This is a genomic window from Enhygromyxa salina (genome assembly GCF_002994635.1).
Taxonomy (GTDB): Bacteria; Myxococcota_A; Polyangia; order Nannocystales; family Nannocystaceae; genus Plesiocystis; species Plesiocystis salina_B.
Genome location: NZ_PVNL01000075.1, coordinates 1 through 21,491 on the forward strand (window position 1 = coordinate 1; position 21,491 = coordinate 21,491).

The 21,491-nt window shown below is 68.2% G+C and carries 17 protein-coding genes and 1 tRNA gene; 11 read left to right on the plus strand and 7 right to left on the minus strand.

Going from position 1 to position 21,491, the window contains the following annotated elements; translation table 11 throughout:
* Positions 1–780: 780 nt before the first annotated feature.
* Genes ENSA7_RS19625 through ENSA7_RS19635 form a run of 3 tightly spaced genes read right to left on the minus strand, consistent with a single transcriptional unit; the run spans position 781 to position 6,677 of the window.
* Positions 781–5,511, minus strand: a complete 4,731-nt coding sequence (locus ENSA7_RS19625; protein ID WP_106090846.1) for a hypothetical protein — start codon at positions 5,509–5,511, stop codon at positions 781–783.
* 9 nt (positions 5,512–5,520) lie between these two features.
* Entirely contained in the window at positions 5,521–6,159 is a 639-nt protein-coding gene (locus ENSA7_RS19630; RefSeq protein WP_106090847.1) for a peptidoglycan-binding domain-containing protein, read from the minus strand.
* A gap of 53 nt (positions 6,160–6,212) precedes the next feature.
* Positions 6,213–6,677 (minus strand): CBS domain-containing protein, encoded by a 465-nt coding sequence (locus ENSA7_RS19635; protein WP_106090848.1) that lies wholly within the window; start codon positions 6,675–6,677, stop codon positions 6,213–6,215.
* Between the two features lie 183 nt (positions 6,678–6,860).
* On the opposite strand from ENSA7_RS19635, the gene ENSA7_RS19640 reads away from it, so the two are divergent.
* The 5 genes from ENSA7_RS19640 to ENSA7_RS43905 all read left to right on the plus strand — a co-directional run bounded on the left by ENSA7_RS19640 (position 6,861) and on the right by ENSA7_RS43905 (position 11,438).
* A complete protein-coding gene (locus tag ENSA7_RS19640; RefSeq protein ID WP_106090849.1) occupies positions 6,861–8,408 on the plus strand; it encodes a serine/threonine-protein kinase in 1,548 nt (515 codons plus the stop codon).
* 32 nt (positions 8,409–8,440) lie between these two features.
* The gene (locus ENSA7_RS19645; RefSeq protein WP_146157883.1) at positions 8,441–9,208 is read left to right on the plus strand and encodes a hypothetical protein; all 768 of its coding nucleotides are present in this window, start codon (positions 8,441–8,443) and stop codon (positions 9,206–9,208) included.
* The gene (locus ENSA7_RS19650) at positions 9,205–9,753 is read left to right on the plus strand and encodes a hypothetical protein (RefSeq protein ID WP_106090851.1); all 549 of its coding nucleotides are present in this window, start codon (positions 9,205–9,207) and stop codon (positions 9,751–9,753) included. The genes ENSA7_RS19645 and ENSA7_RS19650 overlap by 4 nt, the downstream gene beginning before the upstream one ends.
* On the plus strand, positions 9,750–10,460 hold the full coding sequence (locus tag ENSA7_RS19655; protein ID WP_106090852.1) for a response regulator transcription factor: 711 nt from the start codon (positions 9,750–9,752) through the stop codon (positions 10,458–10,460). The genes ENSA7_RS19650 and ENSA7_RS19655 overlap by 4 nt, the downstream gene beginning before the upstream one ends.
* Positions 10,461–10,694: 234 nt before the next feature.
* The gene (locus ENSA7_RS43905) at positions 10,695–11,438 is read left to right on the plus strand and encodes a hypothetical protein (RefSeq protein ID WP_181233916.1); all 744 of its coding nucleotides are present in this window, start codon (positions 10,695–10,697) and stop codon (positions 11,436–11,438) included.
* Positions 11,439–11,489: 51 nt separating this feature from the next.
* On the opposite strand, the gene ENSA7_RS19665 is transcribed toward ENSA7_RS43905, so the two are convergent.
* Positions 11,490–13,052 carry an NAD(P)/FAD-dependent oxidoreductase gene (locus ENSA7_RS19665; RefSeq protein ID WP_106090853.1) on the minus strand — a complete coding sequence of 521 codons (1,563 nt, stop codon included), beginning with the start codon at positions 13,050–13,052 and terminating at the stop codon, positions 11,490–11,492.
* 118 nt (positions 13,053–13,170) lie between these two features.
* Here ENSA7_RS19665 and ENSA7_RS19670 point away from each other — a divergent pair, with 118 nt between their 5' ends.
* The gene (locus ENSA7_RS19670; protein WP_106090854.1) at positions 13,171–14,130 is read left to right on the plus strand and encodes a hypothetical protein; all 960 of its coding nucleotides are present in this window, start codon (positions 13,171–13,173) and stop codon (positions 14,128–14,130) included.
* On the opposite strand, the gene ENSA7_RS19675 is transcribed toward ENSA7_RS19670, so the two are convergent.
* Positions 14,112–15,353 (minus strand): radical SAM family protein, encoded by a 1,242-nt coding sequence (locus ENSA7_RS19675; protein WP_106090855.1) that lies wholly within the window; start codon positions 15,351–15,353, stop codon positions 14,112–14,114. The two genes, ENSA7_RS19670 and ENSA7_RS19675, sit on opposite strands and share 19 nt — an antisense overlap.
* A 102-nt stretch (positions 15,354–15,455) precedes the next feature.
* On the opposite strand from ENSA7_RS19675, the gene ENSA7_RS19680 reads away from it, so the two are divergent.
* Both ENSA7_RS19680 and ENSA7_RS19685 read left to right on the plus strand, forming a co-directional pair.
* Entirely contained in the window at positions 15,456–16,346 is an 891-nt protein-coding gene (locus tag ENSA7_RS19680; protein WP_181233917.1) for a multinuclear nonheme iron-dependent oxidase, read from the plus strand.
* Positions 16,343–17,119: a hypothetical protein gene (locus ENSA7_RS19685; RefSeq protein WP_106090857.1), complete on the plus strand. Its 777-nt coding sequence runs from the start codon at positions 16,343–16,345 to the stop codon at positions 17,117–17,119. The genes ENSA7_RS19680 and ENSA7_RS19685 overlap by 4 nt, the downstream gene beginning before the upstream one ends.
* 9 nt (positions 17,120–17,128) lie before the next feature.
* On the opposite strand, the gene ald is transcribed toward ENSA7_RS19685, so the two are convergent.
* Both ald and ENSA7_RS42330 read right to left on the minus strand, forming a co-directional pair.
* The gene (gene ald / locus ENSA7_RS19690) at positions 17,129–18,241 is read right to left on the minus strand and encodes an alanine dehydrogenase (RefSeq protein WP_106090858.1); all 1,113 of its coding nucleotides are present in this window, start codon (positions 18,239–18,241) and stop codon (positions 17,129–17,131) included.
* Between the two features lie 78 nt (positions 18,242–18,319).
* Positions 18,320–19,102 (minus strand): HAD family hydrolase, encoded by a 783-nt coding sequence (locus ENSA7_RS42330; RefSeq protein WP_181233918.1) that lies wholly within the window; start codon positions 19,100–19,102, stop codon positions 18,320–18,322.
* Between ENSA7_RS42330 and ENSA7_RS19695 the strand changes: the two genes are divergently transcribed.
* From ENSA7_RS19695 to ENSA7_RS19705, 3 genes are all read left to right on the plus strand, one after another.
* Positions 19,101–20,360 (plus strand): FHA domain-containing serine/threonine-protein kinase, encoded by a 1,260-nt coding sequence (locus ENSA7_RS19695; protein ID WP_181233919.1) that lies wholly within the window; start codon positions 19,101–19,103, stop codon positions 20,358–20,360. The genes ENSA7_RS42330 and ENSA7_RS19695 overlap by 2 nt on opposite strands.
* Before the next feature lie 131 nt (positions 20,361–20,491).
* Positions 20,492–20,565: transfer RNA gene (locus ENSA7_RS19700), tRNA-Pro, on the plus strand.
* A gap of 108 nt (positions 20,566–20,673) precedes the next feature.
* Positions 20,674–21,273, plus strand: a complete 600-nt coding sequence (locus tag ENSA7_RS19705; protein WP_106090860.1) for a response regulator — start codon at positions 20,674–20,676, stop codon at positions 21,271–21,273.
* Positions 21,274–21,491 lie beyond the last annotated feature (218 nt).

Here is a 21,491-nt window from a genome sequence, read left to right on the forward strand (position 1 = left end):
TGGTGACCTTGTAGCTGCTGTGAGGGTGGATCGGCCGAGCGCGAACCCGCGCGTGGGGGCGGGCTTGGCCGCGGGCTCGATTTTCCGCCCGACGGGCGGCACTGGCTTGTTTTTGCGCGTTGGAGATAGCCACACAGGGATGTCGGCCCGCAAACTGGGCGTTTGCAGAGTTCCTGCGGCAAAGATCAAAACTCGGCCTCTGAGCTCGAGATGCCTCCCATACTGAACGGATAACCCAGTCCGACCTAAAGATCAGAGCCAGGACCTGAGTTCGGTTGGCACCCGCCCTGCCACGGCTTGTTTGCCCCAGTTGCCTCCGCCCGACACCCGCACTCTGAGTCCGGTTTGCCTCCTCCGCCCGATACCCGCCAAAACTTACCTGATCTAAAGATCAGGAACGAACACTCTGAGTCCGGTTTGCCTTCCTCTTTTCCCGACCCGGCTTTCCGGTTTCCCGATCCGGGTCTGGCCGAACCAAACAAAACAGACCTGATCTAAAGACCAAAATCAGGACTCTGAGTCCGGGTCTCTGTCCACAAATCTGACCTGATCCAAAGATCAAAACCAGGACTCTGAGTCCGGTTTCCCGTCACCTAACAAATCTGACCTGATCCAAAGATCAAAACCAGGACTCTGAGTCCGGTTTCCCGGCCGAGCTGGCTGCGATCACATAGCCCGGTCTGTGACATCCGGGTCTCTGTCGTCCGGGTCTCTGGCGGAACCAAACAACCGACCTGATCTAAAGACCGAAATCAGGACTCTGAGTCCGGGTCTCTTCCCTTACAATCGACAGTCATCAGCCTGGCAGTTGTGCACCGCCGGCTGCCCAACCTCGAGCGTAGTCTCAACCGCCGGAGTCACCCCAGCAACATTCCCAGTAACATCCACAACCAACACCGGCGGCACAACCGCAACCGGCGTCGGCCCAGCCACCACCTGAGCCGCCCCATTAACCAACACCGCCGGATTCGCAGTCCAGTCAAATCGCCAATTCTGCCGAACCTCCCAATCAGTCTGATCAACCACCCCAATCGCCCGATCAGCATCAGCAGACCAAGCACACAAATACGCCGAAAAACACAGCTCCCAATCCATCGACTGCAAAACCCGAGAGGGAAGCCCCGGGAGTTTAACCGTCTCAATCGCCTCATTAGGCGAATCATTCGCAGTTACCCGGATCTCCAGCCCAGGATTCTTATTGCGCCGGTCAACATCAGAACTAGTCGACAGCCGCATCCCTGCCGCGCCATGATTATTATGCCCCGCCAACGGCAGATTACCATCCAGGATCGGCAGCTGCGCCATGACCGGAGCAGCCCCGCCAGGCAAGTAATCCATATTGGCATTAGCAGCAACAAAGATCTTCTCGACCACATGATGCGCCATCGTCGCAAGGTCCAGGTAATCCGCCCGCCGAACACTCCGAGCCGGATTACTACGACAAGGCACGATATTCTGAATCCACCCACACTGTAGCTTCGCCAGCCCCCGCCGCCCGTCACCCCCACCACCAACAGCACGAACCCGGGCCGAGAGATTGATCCCCCGCAGCCGCGCATCCGGGTTGAACACACCAGCGTTGAGCGTACACTGCGGCGCGGCTCCAACCGGATCCGTGTGCATCCGCGATCCAGCCGCCGTGTCGTTCTGCGTCAGCTCGAGGTGAACGAGCACCAGGTTGACCGAGACACCCGGCAGCGGATCCCCACCTTCCCCGATCGCCCCGTCGCCGTAGGGATCAACCACCGCCCGCACCCAAAACGAGCCAGTCGCATCAGCCATCAGCTTCGCATGGTCGCAAGCATCGGCGCTATAGATCAGCGCAGGCACAGCCCGCTCAGATCGCCGAACCACGCTCCGATGATCCGCATGATCACCAGTCGCCCGCTCGACCCGCCACTGCAGCGGCACGCCCCCCGGCAGCTGACCCGGCGCAGGCTGCATCGCAATCGTCAGCTCCGCGCGATCGTCCCACGTCAACGACCCAGCAACCAGCACCAGAGTCTCCGCAGGCTGAAAGTCCACGCCCCACGCGGCCTGAGCCGTGAACACAGTCGGCGCGCGCGCGGGCGCAAACCCCTGCGCCGTACGATCACGGCGAACAGGCGTCGCGGGCACGCTGACGTCCACGCTGGTGACCTCGACGACAGTCGCCTTGACGCAGTCCCCCACCTGCGAACCGATCGTCAGCTCGAGCCCCGTGTCGCCCACGGCCGCGCTCGTCACGTGGCCCTGAATGAACAGCTCCTGGCCCTCCGGCGGGATCAGCCGCCCCGAAGATCCCCAAGCCCGCGACCCTGCAGCCCCGGCCCGAACATCGTCGGCCCTGAGGATTCGCAGCTTCGCGCCGATCGAGCTCAACGCGAGATCCCGATCCAGATCGTTCGGGATCGGCTGGTGAACACGCACCCGCACGCAAGCATGCCGCCCCGCGCTCTGCCGATGCACGAAGATCCCCGGGAGCTGCTTTTGCTGCTCGGTCAGCGCAGCCGGTGCCGCGCTCGCCTCGCGCTTGACGTGAAACACCTCGATCTGAACCTGGACCGCCGTCATTCGCTGATTCGACACCCGCGCGTCCGTGCCAAGGTTTCCCAGCGGATTGACGAGCGCCGCGAGCTTCAGTTCGATCTCGTTCGCCCCCCCGCTCGGACGGCTGGCCTCGACCCACAAGGTCACCCCCGCGGCGATCTGCGCGGCCGTGTAATCAATCGATGTGCCAACCGCAGGCGCGACCGGGTGCGCCGCACCGCCGACCGCGACCGGATAAAACGTCACATAGTCAGCCGCGCAGCTAAACGTATAATCACACCCGGTGGTCCGCCCGTCACTGCCGAGCACGACCCTGAATCGCGCAGTCGGCATGCCGGGCCGGGGCACGAAGATCACGTCGCCGTCAGGCACGTCGATCCCGTGCCGATGCAGAATATTCCACCCCCGCAGCTTGAGCATGCACAGCCCACAAAAGTGGTTGCTGTCATCGTCGTAGTTCATCAGGCACGCGACGCTGTCCTGATGTTCGAGGGCCTCGAGCGGCGGCGCGTTGATCGGCTGGGCAGCCTGCTTGATCCGCAGCGCGGTCATGTCGGGGTGCGTCCCCGGTGGCGGCGCGGGCATGTTGAGCGCGGCGAGCAGCTGCGCGCGGTTGGCATTGGTCACGAGCTGGTCGAAGTTCGGGGTCCAGGTCGTCTGCCCAACCAATGCCGCGACCGCGGGGGCGAGCTTGGTTGCGATCGCGTGGGCAAAGAACAGGCTGTGCCCGAGCTCGTGGGCGATGATCGCCTCGGCGCCTTTGTAGGGAGGCGCGCCGGGTGCCGGCGGCGGGTAGCCGACCGCGACCACACCGAGCCGCTCGGTCCCAGCCTCGGCGTAGGCGGTACCCGAGGGAAACGCGTCGGTGCTGCGCAGGTTGTCGAACAAGAACATCACCGCGACATCGTTGAGGCCAGCCTGGGTGATGTAGTAGGTGCTGCGCCGCTCGGCCCAGGGCTTGCCGACCTTGCCAAACCCAAATTGCGGCACGAGGGTGTTGTAGCCCGCGATCACGATCGGCTTGACCCGATTGACCATGGCCGCCCGCGCCGCGAGATTGGCCACGCTCGCGTTCGGTGTAAACTGAGTGCTCGTCGCGTGCGAGACCAACTGCTCGAGCGGCGGCGGACCGCCAGCGAGGGTCAGCACGTCGATCTGGTTGGGCGGACGCTTGTCCACGATCTGCCCGCGCCAGGCCCCGGGCGCCACGGCTCGTAGGGCCTCGTTGTCACGCACGGCCCCAAACGCGGCCGGATCATTGACGGTCAAGGTATGCAGCGGCTGATGGTTGAGCAGCTGGGTGACGTCTTGGTCGAACGTCACGGCGGTTCGAAACGACAGCGCCATTCCGGTCTGGGCCCCGTCGACCACGCGCGCGGCCAATTCGGGGTAGCCGGTGGTCGCGAGCCCCTCGCCAAGCAAGTAGTCGACGATCGCCCGCTCGTTGGCCGCGTCGACATATTGAGCCTCGTTAATCGCGGCCTCGACAATGTTGAGCTCGGTGCCGCCTTCGACCTCGTAGATGCTCCTGACGTCGGGCTGGACATAGTTGATGCCCCCGGTCTTGAACGAGCGCACGTCGACCTTGTGGCGGACCTCGACCCGGCCAGACTGGGCCGCGGGCAGGTGCGCGTGCTGAGCCGCCTGCCACAGCGCGGGCGCGGGGCGGGCCCAGTCGGCGTGCTCCCACTGCTCGGCCGTGAGCAGGTAGGCGCGAACCTGGTAGGTGTCGCCCGCGATCCGCGAGGGCCGAAACCACACGGGGCTCACAGACGTGGCCGCGGCCGCGGCGACCTTGCTGTGCAGCCCCCAGCCGCGATCTGGCGAGGGCACATAGTCGGCATCTTGGGCGCCGTCGGGCTTTTGAAAGATCTTCGCGTCCCCGTCGCCATGCTTGCCGCCCGACTCGACCGGGCAATTGAATGACTCCGGGGTGACCGCGGCGCGATTGCGGGTGAACAGATCAGTCAAATATTGCTTGGTCTCGTTGGCGGCGTTGGGCCGGCACCACTCCTCGGCGCGCTGCTGGTCATGCCCGGCGGCGTCACAGCGCGGGTCCGACCAGTCCCACACGATCTGGGCGCCCTCGACGGCCAGCGGGGCGGCGTCGGTGGTGGAGTCGTCGGACTCGAGCAGCTCGATCGTGGCAATGATCGGCAACCGCGGGCCCAGCCCCCAGCGGGTCTTCAGCGCCCCAAATCGGGCCCCCGCGCCCTCCACGAGCACCTGGAACCGGTTCATGTCGAGCTTGACCCGTTGATCGGCCTGGAAGTTCGCGGCCTGCACGGCCTGGTCGAGCTCGTTCAAGATCTGCCGCTCGAATCCGAGGAACTTGACTTGCTCGGGGACCGCGATGTCGTCGCGCGCGGCAGCGAGCGACATGGGGTCGCCCCAGGCCAATTCGATTGCGGCGACTCGCACGTCGAAGTAAGTCCAGACCTCGGATCGTCGGCACTTGGCGCCGGCCGGCCCAACGACCGAGAGCTTGAGCTTATAGACGCTGTATGCGGCGCTCACGTACTCGCGCGCAAACAAGCCGTCGGGCTGCTGCGCCGCTGGAATTCGGCCGTCCCAGTCGAGCGACTTGGTGCGCAGCTCGAGCGGGCTCAACACCCGCTCCCACACTGGCGCCGCTCGACCGCGAACGAACAGCTGCAGCTTGGCCTCGGTCACGACCTCGGGGCGGTGGACCTCCCACTTGATCGTGACGTGCTCGGCCGACGGCGCAAAGTAGAATCGCGCGCCATCGCGGGCGATGTTGGCGTGGTCCCGGGCCGCGTAGCTCGTCGACTCGAACGCGGGTTTGAGCTGACTTTGAATCGTCAGCGACTCGACCCGATAGTGCGGTCGATCGCGGCGGTTGATGACCGGCCTGTCGCTGACCGAGCGCGCACCTCGGCCGGGATCGGGCGCGGCGACGGGCGGAACAACGACCGGATCGACGAAGTCGGCGGCGACGATGGGACAAGGGTACTCGCGCATGACTGTCTCTCAGCTACCGTGCTCCGCCTCGAGCTTGGCCGTTGTCGCGGCGTCGGGCTCCCCCGAGACATCGAGCTCGTGGGTGGCCTGAAACCGCTCGAGCGCGGCGCGGGTCTTGGCGCCGAGCGGACCTCGCTCACCGCGGCAGTCGAACCCGAGGTTGTCGAGCCGAGCCCGCACGCCGTCGAGCTCGGTGATCGGGCGCAGCTGGCCCAACTCCAGGGGGTAGGCGATGACGTCCCCGTCGGCCAGGTAGACCTCGACGCTGGCGCGGCGGGCCGTGGGCGAGATGCTCAGATCGATGGCGCCCGCGTCGTCGGTGACCCCCGTGTGCGGTTCGCCGTCGACGGTCACGGTATAGGGCGCTCCGGCGACCGCCTGCCCGTCGTCGCGGATCTCGAGGTGAAGCTTGGCGGGCACGCCCCGCAGCACGAAGCGGCTGCGCTGGTCGACCGGGACCGACTCCTCACGCCGGGCCTTGTCCGGGATGAACAGCGCGTCGCCGGGGACCAGCAAATTGGGGTTGCCACGATCGGTCCTGAGCGGCTCGTTCTCGGGCGCCTGCCAGACCTGCTCGGGAAAGAAGCCGCTCGCGTAGGCGATGCTGGAGATGCACTCACCAGCCTTGACCGTGTGATAGTGGCCCACTCACAACGATCGATACCACACCGCGGCGCCGCCGGGTTGGCGGCTGTGGCTCGCTATCCGTCGGGCTGGGGATCACCCTCGATGAATGCCGCGCGGAGTAGCGCTTCTTTGCTGACGACCCCGAGCAAGCACCCATCCTCCACGACTGGAATCACGGTCAGGTGCCGCTCGACCATCAAGGTCGCGACCTCGGACATCGGCGCAGACGGGCCAACGAAGATTGGCTCGTCGCTCATGATCTCGGCCACGCGCGTGCCTGCGATCTTGTCGAGCTCCTGGCGCAGTCGCTGCGGTGGCTCGAGCGGAATCGCAAAGTCCATGACGCTGAGGATCGACGGCAGGTGCACACGCTTTTGTTGGAACACGAGATCCATCGTCGTGACCACGCCGACGAGTCGGTCGTCGTCGACCACACACGCGCCGTCGCTGCGCTCGCGCAGCAGCAGGTCGACGAGCTCGCGAACCGACGTGTCGGCGGTCACGGTCAGCGCTTCATTCATGATCTCTCGCGCACGCATGGCTCGAGCGTCGCGCAGTCGCGCCGTCGTGCTCAACCCGCGTGGGCCTGGGTGTGCGCGCAAAAAGCAGCCTTGCTCGTTGGCAGCGAGACGACAGCCCGCGTCAGGCGAGCGCTCTCAACGCGCGCTCGGGAGCGCGAGCCATAAATTTTCGGTGCGGATGCGCTATGGTCGGTGACCCCGATGCCCGACGCCGAGCGCCTACCCCCAGGCCAGCTGATCGCGGATCGCTACCGCGTGGACGCCGTCGTGGGTCGCGGTGCCATGGGCGTCGTGTACGCTGGCGAGCACGTTCGCGTGGGTCGGCGGGTGGCGATCAAGGTGCTGACGCGAGCATGGTCGAACGACGCGACGGTGCGCCAGCGATTCGAAGCTGAAGCCCGCGCAGCGTCGGCGGCGGGGCACCCCAACGTCATCCAGGTGTTCGATGTCGGCGAGCTGCCGGATCAGCGGCTGTACTTGGTGATGGAGTTCATCGACGGCAGCGACTTGTATACGTTGCTGAAGGCGGCGCCGTCGGTCTCCTTGGTCCGCGCGTGCCGGCTGATCCGTGATGCCGCGTTTGGTGTTCGTGCCGCCCACGCGCAGGGTGTGATCCACCGCGACCTCAAGCTCGAGAACGTGATGGTCCAGACGCTGCCCGAGGGCGAGGCCGTCAAGGTCCTGGATTTTGGGATCGCCGCGGGCGTGATCGAGAAGCGGGCGACCCTGGTCGGGATGACCCTGGGCACGCCCGAGTACATGGCCCCCGAGCAGGTCGACGGCGCGCCGCCGACCGTGCGCTTCGACATCTACGCGCTGGGCGTGATGCTGTTCGAGTTGCTCACCAGGCGTCTGCCGATCGCCGACGAGAACCCGCTCAAGTTGATGGCGCTCAAGGGCCACGTGCCGGCCGCCCGCGTGATCGAGCTTCGCCCCGAGGTCCCGGCCGCGCTCGATCAGCTGGTCGCGGACTGCCTGGAGATCGATCCGAGCCGGCGGCCGGCGTCGTGCGACGCGTTCATCGAGCGGCTGACCCAGGTGCTCGCAGCGCTGGAGTCCGAGCCAGCACCCGCGCCGACCACGACCACGCTGATCGGCAGGCCGAGCGGCCCTCCTCGGCCTTCGCGAGCGACGCGGCCCTACGTCGAGCTGCGCAGCGCGGGGTCTGAGCCAGCTGTGCTCCCGGTGCCCGCGACCCGCCCCGGGCGCTCGCGCGGGGTGCTGCTGTGGGTCGGCGCGGGCCTTGCGGTCCTCGGTGTGGTTGGCGTTGTGTTGGTGTTGTACGGGCGGCCAAGCCACGACGCGACGATCGCCGACGCCACGCCGATCGAGCCGCAGCCGGTCGAGCCACCAGCACAGACTGATCCCGCAGCGCACGACCGCGCCAAGCCGGAGCCAGAGCCAGAGCCAGAACCCGTGCCCGTGTCCGTGCAGTCGCCCGTGCAGTCGCCCCCCGAGGAACCGGAGCCCAGCCCCCCGACAAACGTCCAGGCTCCGCACGACACGCCGCGCTGCGAGCAGCAGCGCACCCGCGCGCTCGACGGGCGCCGCACCCATGACTGGCAACGGGTGCTCTCGGCCACGCAGCAGCGCGAGTGTTGGGCCAGCGCGAGAGAGCGCAAGAAGCTCGAGACCCAGGCGTACATGGAGCTGGGCCGGTTTGAAGACTGCTTGCGCACGGGGAAGCACCTCAACGACACTGAGGCGACAAAGTGGGTGACCTTATGCAGCAAGCGCCTCGCCGGTTGATCGCACTTGCGGCCGGTGTTGCAGTTCATGTGTTGCCTGGCTCGGCCCTCGCCGCTCCGGCGGCCTCGTCTGCGGGCTCGCCTGCGCCGATTGAAGCCCAGCTCGAGATCGACACGACTCGCGCGGGCGCGGGCGCCGATGTGCTGCGCCGCCGGATCGAAGAGCGGGCCAACATCGCGCTGCGCCACGCCAAGGTGCTGCCGGGCGATCGTGACGACCTGACCCTCGCCGTGTCCGTGGAGGAGATCGGCGGCGACGCGCCCGGGTACATCCTGACCTTCGAGCTCCACGCGGCCGACGGCTCGATGCTCGACGAGCCGACCGAGCACGAGTGTTCGCTGTGCACCGAGACGGAGCTGGTCGCGCGGGTCGAGGCTGAGCTCGAGCCCATGATCGCCGCGCTGCGAGCGATCGCCGAGTCCAGCGATGAGCCGGACCAAGCCGACCCGCCGCCGCTCGAGCCAGGCCCCGAGGGTGCGCCGATCGACGCGCCGCCACCCTCCCACCACGCTGGCATGCTGGCCGGCGGGATCACGCTGCTCGTGCTTGGAACCGGCTCGCTGGGCGCGGCGGTCGGGCTGATCGTGCCGAAACCAAAGATCGACGAGGACAACCCGCTCGATCTCATCACCACGCGCCCGGTCGGGTACGCGCTGCTCGCTGGGGGCCTCGCGTGCGCGGTCACGGGGGCCGTGCTCACGGCGATCGCGGCCAAGCAGCGCCGCCAAGCTCGACTGTCACTGGCGCCGTTTGGCGACCGCCACAGCGCCGGGTTGAGCGTGGGCTGGAGGTTGCCATGACGCGCGCGTCGACGTGGCTGCTGTCGCTCGCGGCGTCGCTGCTCGCGTGCCGGATCCCCAACGAGGATCACTGCGGGCGCCGACTCGGCGACGCCACCTGCATCGAGCAGGACCCCGCGCGACCGTTCTGCAGCGAGTGCGAGGCCGAGTACGACGGGTGTGTCGAGTCCGCGAGCAGCATCCCGCAGGAGTGTCGCCCGGCGAAGACCGACTCGAGCGACGACTCGCTGACGTTCACGTCCACGTCCACGTCCACGTCCGACACGGGCGACGAAGCCTCGACCGAGACCGGCGCGACCGAGACCGGGCCCGAGCCCGAGTGCGGCAACGGGATCAAGGAGCCGGGCGAAGACTGCGACGGGGCCGACTTCGGTGAGCTCGACTGCGCCGATCCCTATCAGCTCCCGCAGGGCATGCTGGTGTGTGTGCCCGGCGAGTGCGTGGTCGATACCTCGCAGTGTTGCCTGCAAAACGGCGAGCTGTGCGAGGCCGGCGAGTGCTGCAACGACAACTGCAACGCCATCACCAACAAGTGCGGGATATGACGCGGGTTCTGCTGGTCATCGACGCACAGCCCGAGCGGCGGATGATCGCCCGGCTGTGCACACGCCTCGAGTTCACGCCCGTCGAGGTCGCCACCCTCGCCGCGGCGCGGCAGCTGCTGCGCGACCCGACCCGCGAGTTCGCGGCCGCCGTGGTCGACGTGCAGCTCGCGGACGGGCACGGGCTGGCGCTGGTCAATCAACTTCGGATCCCCCCGCTGCCCTGCGCCATGGTGTTGGTGGGAGGCGACGAGCTCGAGTCCGCGGCGCCGCTGGCCCTGTCGTTGGGGGTCCACCGGTTGCTGCGCAAGCCGTTCAGCACAGACGGCTTCGAGTCGGCGATCGCCTCGGCCAAGCAACGCAGCGCCGAGCTGCGGCGCTGGCTCGATCCCGAGACCATGGGTGAGCGCCACGACTCGTGGCTCAAGGTGCTGATGACGACCGATCCCGATGGCGGCGAGGTGTCTGGCTCGGCGCCCGGGTTCCTCGATCGCATGGCGCGGATGGTCGTGGCGCGCGGTCAGCTGACCCCGGCAGAAGCCCGGCTGGTCCCGGATCTGCTGCTGGGTCGCGACTACAACAGCATCGCCGCCGTGCACGGGCTGGCAGCCGAGACCGTGCGCAGTCACGTCAAGGCGATCCTGGGCAAGCTCAACCTGGCCTCAGCCAAGCAGCTATGGCAGGTCTGCGTGGCCGAGCTCGACGGCTGAGCCCTCCCCCATTTCGGGGGAAGTCGGCTCTGAGGGCTCCCCCATAACGATGTAGGTGGGTTCTCGGCGCCCGGTCGCGCGATCCGCAGATCGGCTACAGCTGGCAAAATTCACCGTCAGACAAGACTTTCCCCGATAGGGGTGGCGGCCTCGCGTTCGCTCGCTCGGTGCCCGGCCCGTAGTCTTTTTCCATCGGCCCACGGCGATGGGCGCGACACGAAAGGTACCCACGACATGCGTAAACTGACCTTCATCCTCCCCCTCACTCTCTCCATTCCCTTTGTGCTGTTTGGCTGCGGAGGCGACGACACGGGGAGCGACAGCGGAACCGACACCAGCACGGGTGACACCGGTGATGGAGACGGCGACTCGGGCGACGGTGACGACGGCGACGGCGACGGCGACGGCGACTCGGGCGACGGTGACGGCGACTCCGGCGATGGCGACGGCGACCCCGGTGATGGCGACGGCGACTCGGGCGACGGTGACGGCGACTCCGGTGACGGTGACGGCGACTCCGGTGACGGCGACGGCGACGGCGACGCTGGCTACTGCGCGATGGGCTGCGTCGAAGACGTCGACTGCTGTCCGGACGGCGCGGTCGACTGTCCCGGCGACGAGTACCCCAACAACTGGTCGTGCAGCGTCGAGGGTGTGTGCGAATTCGGTGGCTGCGCCAGCGATGACGACTGCGTGGGCGGGTTGCTCGAGACCCAAGAGTGCCACGCGGTCGCCGAGCAACCGACCTGCCTCGCGCTGTGTGAGGCCGACTCGGACTGCCTGTTGCAGCCGGGGACCACGTGTTCCGGCGTCGCGGACGACGACACCACGTACTGCGCCGCGCCTGAGGATCCCCCATGTGAGGCCGACGAAGACTGCGGGGGCGCGGGCATCTGCAACTTCGACACTGGCGAGTGCTACTGCGACGCCAATGAAGACTGCACCGCCGATGGTGCCGACACCTGCGTCATGAACTGAGCGAACGCAGCGGCGCGCCCCCAGCCACGGATGGCGGGGGCGCTCGTCAATTTAAGCTGTCTGCGCTGACGCGATGGCCTGCGCGACGCGGACCCCGTCGAGCGCGGCTGACATGATCCCGCCCGCGAACCCACCACCCTCGCCGCACGGATACAGCCCAGCGAGGGTTGGCGACTGCAGGCTCTGGGCGTCGCGCTCGATCCGATAGGGCGCGCTGGTGCGGCTCTCGACTCCGACCGCGAGCGCCTCGGGGCTGAGGAACTCCGGCATGCTGTGCGCGACCTGCCGCAGCGCCGCCTGGATCGGAGCCGCGAGCGGACCCAGCAGCTCGTCGAGACGCACGGACGTCACCCCGCGCGGATAGCTGCACCCCGGAAGATCTTGCGAGTAGCGACCCTCGACCAGATCGAGCAGACCCTGCGCGGGTCCGACAAACGCCCCGCCACCCGCGGCGTAGGCCGCCCGCTCGTAGCGTCGCTGAAGCTCGAGCCCCGCCAGCGGATCAGCCGGATCGAGCCCCGCTTCGAGCAGCTGCGGCGGGCCGATCTCGGCCACGAAGCCGCTGTTCGCGAACCGACCGCGACGCGACGACGGGCTCCAGCCGTTGACCACCTGCCCGTCGGGATCGGTCGCGGCCGGGACGATGTGGCCGCCGGGGCACATGCAAAACGAGAACACCGAGGTCTCCCCGACCCGCTGAACCAGGCGATAGCTGGCCGCGCCAAGCACCGGGTGCCCGGCCCAGCCGCCGTACTGGATCCGATCGATCGCGGCCTGCGAGTGCTCGACCCGAACCCCGAGCGCGAACGGCTTGAACGTGACCTGGGCGCCAGCGTCACGCACGAAGCTGACCACGTCGCGGGCCGAGTGTCCGGTCGCGACGACCACGGCCTTCGCGTCGATCCGCTGGCCGTCCGCGAGCTCGACCCCCGACACGGCTCCGCCGCCATGCAGCAGACCCGCCACCCGGGCGCCAAACTTCACGATCACACCCGCGCGCTCGAGCTGCTCGCGCAGGCTCGTCACCACCCCCGGTAGTCGGTTGGTGCCAATGTGGGGGCGCGCGTCGACCAGCAGATCGAGGGGCGCGCCGTGGGCCACGAGCACCTTCAAGATTTCCTCGACCGGTCCGCGCTTGTGCGCGCGCGTGTAGAGCTTGCCGTCGCTGAAGGTCCCCGCGCCGCCCTCGCCAAAGCAGTAGTTGCTCTCGGCGTGCAGGACCCCGCGCGCGCTCAGATCCGCGACGTCGCGGCGACGCTGGCTGACCGGCTGACCGCGCTCGAGGATCAGCGAACGGATCCCCGCGCGCGCCAGCGCCAGCGCGGCGAACAACCCGGCTGGACCGGCGCCAATGATGACCACCTGTGGCTCCCCGGTCAGCATCGGCAGCGCCCACGCGCGCGGCCGAGCGACACTCGGTGGCTCGTGGGCGAACACCTCGACCTGTGCTCGGATTCGAACTTGGCCACCGCGGGCGTCGACGCTGCGCCGACGCACGACCACATGCCGGACGTCACGAGGACGCATCTTCGCCCTGCGCGCCGCCGCGCGACGCAGCTGTTCGTCGTCGGCGAACGCGTCGGGATCGAGGAGCACGTCGACCAGCTTGGGCACCCGCGGAGGCTAGACGAATTTTGCCAAGCGTGACGACCACCACTGTTCGCTATCGCGATATTGCTGGCGCAGTGGCGCGCTGCTAGACCGAGCCATGGCGCGTCAGTGGACTCGGGGCGTGGGCGCGGCTGCTCGCAGCGCTCGCGCGGAGCGGTTTGAGAGCGAGCGTGCGCGCCTGTTCGACGCCTTCGCCGAGCTCGGATCCCCCCGCGTCGAGACCCGCATGGCCGGCCGGCTCGCTGGGCTCCCGCCGCTCGCGGCGCTCGAGCAGCGGCTCTTCGATCTGTGGATCGCCACGATCACCGAGCCGCTACGGGCGAGCTCGAACGATCCCTTCGAGCACGCCCGCGCGCTGATCCAGCTGACGCGCAGCCTGCTGGTGACCCAGCGCGAGACCGACCTCGACGTGCGCGACTCGTTCGAGGACGACGACTTCATCAAGCGCAAGATGACGGTCCTGTTCAGCGGCATGTGCAACTGCGAGATGTCGAACCTGGTCGTGTGGTCGGGGCTGCGCAAGCTCGGCCACCTCGTCTACTTGTTCGAGACCGGCCTGTCCGACCAGCTCGGCGGCTCGCACTTGCTGCTCTACGCGTTCGGTCGGCAGGGCGCGGCGTTCGTCGACGCGTGGTCCGACGTTCCTTGCTTTCACCTGAGCGGCTTCACCCCCGAGCTGCCGAGCGCGCGTGTGCGGTGGTTGGCGAGCCGGTACGCCGGCCGGCAACCGCCCGGTGTGCCGAAGCACAGCGAGCTGGGGCACCTCTCACTCGAGACTCACGGTTTGTACCCGGCCGAAGCGATCCGAGCCGGGGTGATCCGCCCGTCCCCGGACAACGACGAGCATCCCCCCGCTGCGGCGGCGGTCGACTGTGTCAGCGCGGCCGTCCGCACCCCGACCGCGGCGATCTGGACCGACTATGTGGAGCTTCGCCGCCGCCACCTCGAGCGCCAGCTCGAGCAGCCGGCCCAGGCCTACCGTGAATTTGCCGCGCGCGGCGAGGTCCCGAACAAGCTGCGGGTCGTGGTCACGGCGCTGGCCAAGCGACAGCCGCCGCCGACTCAGCGGGCCAGCGGTTGATACGGAAACTCGTGGTGTTGCAGGTACACCGGAGGCACGCCAGGGCAGCGATCCCGGGCGCTGCAGCTGGCACACGCGGGCACTCGCTCGAAGTCGATGAAGGTCATGTGCCCGCCGCCGTAGCTCCAAAAGAAGTGCTGGCGTAGCTCCGACGACACCGCGCACTCGGGGATCCCGTCGATCGCGACCCGCTGGGGCGGGACCAGCTCGCGCAGCCGCTCGAGCGCCGCGATCGCGCGCTCATACGCCATCCCGATCACGGGGAAGCTGTCGCCCATGTGATCGTCCGGATACCAAAAGAAGCAGGTGATGCTGCACGGGTAGCTGGCGAGGTTGGCGACGTGCTCCGGCAAGCCCTCGACCGTCTTGGCCACGCACGGCACCTCGAGTGAGACCTGAAAGTCCGCGGCGAGCAGCCGCTCGAGGCCGGCCCAGAACGTGGTGTACGCCCCGGCCTTGCCGCCGACCAGGTCGAAGGTGGCCTCGTCGCCCGCGTGCGCCGTGAGCCCGGCGCGAACCACCGAGTGCGCGCGCAGGAACTCGACGAACCCGTCCTCGAGCAGGCGCGAGCCGGGGGTCTGAATGCCCATGTCCCGATACCCGAGCTCGTGGGCGAGGCGCAGGCCGTCGTCAAACAGCGGCGACAACAGGCAGTCCTTGCCTGACCACTCGATGCAGATCTCAGCCGCACGGTCTACGGTGACGCGCAGCTTGGCCTCGAGATCGGCGCGCTCGCGGCTGGCTGTGCCCGACTGCATCAGCGGCAGCCGCAGCGCTCGCTCGGCGCTGGGCTCGACGCTGACCGAGCAGAACTCGCAGCCACGATCGCAGTCGCCGGGCAGCCAGAAGCTGACGTTCTCGCGCGGCGGGGGCTCATCGTCTGGGTCATCGACGACGACCGCGACCGGCGGGAGCTCGCCGTCGATCGGCACCCGCTCGAGCGCCTTGCACAGCAGCAGACCGACACGATCGAGGCGCCGCTCACGTTGTGGCGAGCCCACGCTCGCTGGCCGATACGAGTACGCGAGGGTCTGGCCGCCGCCCTCGGCGAGCGCGTTGACCTGAACGATGTCGGCCCACTCGTTCGCCACGCGAAAGTCCAGACACCAGCCACGGCCGATCAACGGCGTGACATCGACCAGCTCGGGCGCGGCCTTGGCCGTGGCCAGCGCGCTCGCGGTGATCTCGGCGAAGAATGCCGCAGGGTCGGGCTCAGATGACACCTAGCCGCGAATATCATGGAACTCGGCGACGCTGAACCCGCGTCGAATAGCCCTCGGCCCGCACATGCATCGCTCGCGCAGATCGCTTACAAACAGTCGTCAATGCCGAGTTTTCTCGAGCGTGTGGGCGCGCTGCCAACCCTGGGTCTGGGTGTGAGCACCGAGTACGGGGCGGGGCAGCAAGCCGGCGCCCTCGATCCGGCGGCGCTGCGTCGGGACCATCCCGACTTCGCGAACTTTCTCGAGGTCGGCGTCGAGATCGTCAAGGGCCTCGACGATGACGCGCGAGCCTGGGCCGCGCGGGGCTGGGCCAATACCTATCACTTCCTGGACATCAACCTCGACGAGCCCGAGGACTTCGACGACGCCTGGCTCGACGCGGTGCGGCGTACGGTCGCGGTGCTCGACCCGGCCTGGCTGTGCGGTGACGCGGGGCTGTGGCACTTCGGCGGCCGCGACCGCGGGCAGATGTTGCTGCTGCCACCCGTGCTGGTGGCCGAGGCGGTCACCCCGATGGCCGACGGCATCGCCAGGCTGCGCGAGGCGACCGGGCGCGAGGTCCTGCCCGAGAACCCGCCGGGCGCGGTGTTCTTGGGGGACATGCACTTGCTCGAGTTCTTCTCTCGGGTGGCCGAGGCGGGCGACACCGGGCTGTTGTTGGACTGTGCCCACCTCGCGATGTACCAGCGCGCGCGCGGCCACGCACCGCTGGACGGCTTCGATGGGTTGAGCTGGGACCGCGTGGTCGAGCTGCACATCGCGGGCGGGCGTGAGCTGCTCGCCGATGGGCTGCGCTGGGTCGAGGATGATCATGGCACCGCGGTGCTGCCCGACACCTGGGAGATCGCGTGCGCTGCGATCGCGCGGGCGAGCAATCTGCGGGCGGTCGTCGTCGAGTGTGAGCGGAATGCGATCGCCGAGGTGGTGCCGCTGTTCGAGCGGGCGCGCGAGCTGGTCGCCGAGCGGTTCGCGGGGACGGGGGAATTCGCGTGAGCGCGCGGCTCGACCCGCGTCGGATCCAGCGGGCGCTGGTGTGCATGATGTTCGACCCGAGCTACGCGGCGCTCGTGCGTGGGGATGGTTCGGTCACAGAGCTGACCGCGGGCGAGCGGGCGGTGCTGCGGGGTGTGGACCCGCGGGGGCTGACGACGGACGACATGCGTCGGGCGCGGGCGCTGCATGTGATCCTCGACGAGTACCCGGTCAGCGCCGCGTTGATCGGCGTCGAGGTGGTCGATCGATTCTTCGAGTCGGCGGCGTTTCGGGCTTGCGTGTTCGATCGCGGGTCGATGGCGCTCGGGTTTGGGCGGGACTATCTGGTGGCGTTGGCTGACAGGCTGCAGGGAGTCGGCGCGATCGAGACGGCGATGGCCTCCGCGCGCCGGGTGGAGCGGCCGCGCAGCCCGGGGCTTGGGTGCGCGCCCGGGGTGGCGCCGGTCTGCGTCCCGGATGGCACGCTGGCGTGGTACCAGCGGGCCCGCGAGCGGCTCGGGCCGGACCCGGTGCAGGCGCTGACGAAGCTGCGCAAGCCGTGGCCGAACAAGCCGCCGCGGACCGGGCTCGAGCACTTGTTGATCGAGGCGAAGCGCGACGGGGGGCTCGCGCTTGGGACCGCGTCGGCGGGGTTGGTTGGGTTGTTGATCGCGGCTGAGCGACCGCGACCGCGCGCGGAGCTGGTCACGGTCGCGATCGAGCTGGGCGCGGCGGCCGACGAGGCCGACGAGCTGCTCGATGATCTGATCGCCGACGGGCTGCTGAGCCAGTGAGGCGCGCCCTCAGTTGATCAGCGACTCGAGCGTCGTGAACTCGACCCCGACCGCCGACGCCACCCCCTCGACGGTGCACGCCCCGTCCCAGGTGTTGACCCCACGCGCCAGGTGCACGGACCCGCGCACCGCCTCCTCGACGCCCTTGTTGGCGATCTGCAGCGCATAGGCCAGCGTCGCGTTCGTCAGCGCGTAGGTGCTCGTCCGCGGCACCGCGCCCGGCATGTTGGCCACGCAATAGTGCACGACCCCATGCGCGACATAGGTCGGCTCCTGATGCGTGGTCGCCCGACAGGTCGCAATGCACCCGCCCTGATCGACGGCCACGTCCACGATCACCGACCCGGGCTTCATCCCCTGGACCAGCTCCTCGCTGACCAGCTTCGGCGCCGCGGCCCCGGGCACCAGCACCGCGCCGATCACCAGGTCCGCGGTCAGCACCTTCTTCTCGATGTTCTCGGGGTTCGAGAACAGGGTCTCGAGCCCGTTCCCAAACACGTCCTCGAGGTAGCCCATCCGCGCCTGCGACACGTCGAGCACGGTCACCTGAGCCCCGAGCCCAATCGCGATCCGAGCCGCCGCGGTCCCGACGATCCCGCCGCCGATCACCGTGACCCGCCCGCGCCGGGTACCGGGCACGCCGCCGAGCAACAGCCCGCGCCCGCCGTTGGCCCGCTCGAGCGTCGACGCGCCGACCTGCGGCGCCATGCGCCCGGCGATCTCGCTCATCGGGCGCAGCAGCGGCAGCCCACCGAAGGCGTCGGTGATCGTCTCGTAGGCGATCCCGCGGACCTTGTTGACCATCAGCTCCTTGGTCAGGCGTGGGACCGCGGCCAGGTGCAGGTACGTGTAGAGGATGAGGCCCGGCCGAAAGTACCCGTACTCCTCGGGCAGCGGCTCTTTGACCTTGACGACCATGTCGGCGCCCCAGGCTTCGGCCGCGGTCGCGACGATGCGCGCTCCGGCCCCTTCGAACGCCTCGTCCGTGAACCCGCTGCCGTCACCTGCGAGGTGCTCGACGACGACCTCATGGCCAGCTTCGACGAGCGCGCGGACACCCGCGGGCTGCATGCCGACGCGATACTCGTGGTTCTTGATCTCCTTGGGAACGCCGATCTTCATCGTGGGCGCACTATAGGATGAAACGCCGGCAGAGAAGCCTCCGCGAGTGTGCGCGAAGTAGCGTGCAAGCCCGTGCGCCTACCCGCCCAGCAGCCGGCCCGTCAGCGCGAGGAACCCGTCGACCTCGCGCTCGGCGGTCGCGAACTCCGGCAGCGCAGAGAACCATCGTCGCTGTGGCACCACGTCCGCGGTGCCGATCGTCAGCCCGAACCGCTCGGGCTCGAACAGGCCGCCGTCATTCGGTGCGTCACCCACTGTGACCACGCTCAGCGGATCGATCCCCCGCCGCGCCAGCAACCTCAGCAACCCGGCGCCCTTGTCGGGCCGCTGCGCAGCCAGGTGTACATGCACGTTCGACCAGATCAGGTGCACGCCCTCGGCCTCGGCCAGCTCGCGCAGTCGCACCAGCTCGGTCTCGTCGCGGCCATCGCGCTCATAGGCGACATCTCCGAGCCGACAAAAGGCATCCCCGGTCACACGCAGGCCGGCGTCGTGAGCCGCATTGAGGTGGTGTCCGACCGCGCGCAGGCGCTCGACGTCGGGGACCTCGCCGAGCCAGCGCGGGGCGTGATCGGGCTCGATCTCCAGCAGCCCATTCTCGGCCACGCCAAACGAGACCCCAGGCAGATAGCGACACAGGCCCATGACCTCGCCGGCTGGCCGACCGCTGATCGGGATGACTCGAAACCCAGCGCTGCTCAGCCGCGCGAGCGCGTCGAGCAGATCCGGCCCGAGCTTGCCCGCGCGCGTCAGTGTCCCGTCGACGTCGGTCGCAATCACCCGCAGCGTCGCCACGCGCTCCGACCGGAGTTCGGTCAGCGGACGCGGTTCACGAATATCCTCATCTCGTGGGCTTGGCATGCGACTCGTGTTACCGTCCGACGGCTGGCCCCAGGCCAGCGAGCGCTGTACCACGATGCCGCTCGAGCTGCAGCCCGGCGACGTCTACGCCGGAAACATCCAGATCCTGAGCGTGCTCGGCAAGGGCGCGTTCGCGTGTGTCTACAAGGTGATCGTGCCGGGCTACGAGCAGCCCATGGCGCTCAAGCTGACCAAGGAGCCGGTCACCGCTGGCGACCAGGCTCAGCGAGCGCTGCGTGAGATCACGATCCTGCGCTCGCTGACCAACCCGCATGTGGTCAAGAGCTTCGACTGTGGCCTGCGCCCCGACGGCCACATCTACATGCTGATGGACTTCCTGGAGGGCAAGCCGCTCGACGAGTGGCATGACTTCGCGTCCCCGCTCCCACCGCCGCAGGCGGTCAGCCTCGTCCACCAGGTCTGTCTGGGTCTCGCCGAAGCCCACGCCAAGGGCATCGTCCACCGTGACGTCAAGCCGGAGAACATCTTCGTCGAGTCGTCGGGCCACATCCGCCTGCTCGACTTTGGGCTCGCGCGCTCGTGGGATGGCTCGCCCGTGGTCGGCGTCAACGCGACCAAGGCTCACATGGTCGTGGGCACCCCGCACTACAGCCAGCCCGAGCAGCTCAAGACCCGCGAGCTGTCGCCCGCCAGCGACATCTACAGCCTCGGCATGATCCTCTACGAGCTGCTCAGCGGCTGCTCGCCGTTCCACCGCGAGCGCTCGCTCGTCACGATCAAGGCCGAGTTCAGCAAGCAGCCGCTGATGTGGCTCAAGTGTCACTCGGAGTCGCCGATCGTCCCGCTCGACGAGCAGCCCGGCTGCGCCAACCTGCCCAGCTCGCTGGTCCGCGGGATCATGCGCGCGCTCGACAAAGATCCCGCCGCGCGTCCACCCGATGCCAGCGCGCTCGCCAACATCCTCGGGCACGTGCTGCATCGCGACATGTCGGTCTCGGTCGCCGCCAACCTGCGTATCTTGCACCCCGGCGAGACTCGGCCCGTCGACCGCGTGTTTTTGCCTGGCTCGTACCGGATCGGCAGCGGCGAGCGGTGCGAGATCAAGCTGCGCCACGACAGCGTGCTGCGCGTGCACGCCGTGGTCGAGTGGAGCGGGATCCCCAACCGCCCCCAGCTGCGGCCGATCACGGGCGACGGCAGCGTGCAGCTCAACGATCAGCCGATCCACAAGCCCGTCGAGCTCGCGGACCACGACGAATTCTGTGTCGGTGACTATCGACTCGGCATCGCGTTCTGAGGTCGGGTTTGGCGCGCCCCGGCTCGTGGGCCGCACGATCTCCACGGAGGCTGGCCCGCCGCAGCGCCTGCAAATACGCGCGCAGGCCCTTTGACAACGGTTCGGGGCGATGCTACCTACCCGCTCCATTCCGGGGCGTAGCGCAGCCTGGTAGCGCGTTCGGTTCGGGACCGAAAGGTCGGAGGTTCGAATCCTCTCGCCCCGACACGAGAGGGGGCTCGCCTGGCGGGCCCCCTCTTTTTTGTGTTCTCACTCTCGCTGTGGCGGCTGCGCGTGCGTGCAAGTCGGCCCAAAAACCTGGCATGCTGAGCAGGTGTCACGGCTACGCGTCCTCACCATCGACGACGATGCCAACGTCTGCGAGTTCCTGCGCGAGCTGCTGACCGCGGACGGCTGCGAGGTGGTGTCGGAGACGGACCCGCAAGTCGGCTTCGAGCGCCTGAAGGCGCAAGAGACCTTCCACATCCTGATCCTCGACCTCAAGATGCCCGGCGTCGAGGGCATCGAGCTGCTCGAGCAGATCCGCAAGTTCAACAAGGACATCGCCGCGATCATCTTGACCGCGTACCCCAGCCTCGAGTCCGCGACCGACGCGATCAACCTCGACGTCTCGGCGTACATGCAAAAGCCCTTCTCGGGCGACGAGATGCGCGAGACGATCGCCCGCGTCGCCCGCAAAAAAGGCATCGTGGTCCGCCGCGAGGACGAGCTGCACATCACGATCGGCGCCCGGATCCGCGAGGTCCGCAAAAAACGCGAGCTCACGCTCAAGCAGATGGGCCGGCGCACCAACCTGTCGGTGTCGCTGCTCAGCCAGATCGAGCGGGCCGAGTCCTCGGCCTCGGTGTCGTCGCTCTACAAGATCGCCAACGCCCTGGACGTCCGCATCGTCGAGCTGTTCGGGGACTTCTAAGACCCCCACAGGCGGCTTCTATGACCCCCACAGGCGCACTGCACTTTGCCATGCACGGCTGCTTCGCAGCCGGTCGGTCGCTTGGCTCCCTCGATGGGCTGGTTCTGCTGTTCGCAGGCGTATGAGTGGCCCCCTAGGAGGGGGCTCTAACTTTGCGCTGGAGGGGCTTGAACTCGGTGTTGGAGGGGCTCGAACGTGGCGGTGGAGGGGCTTTAGCG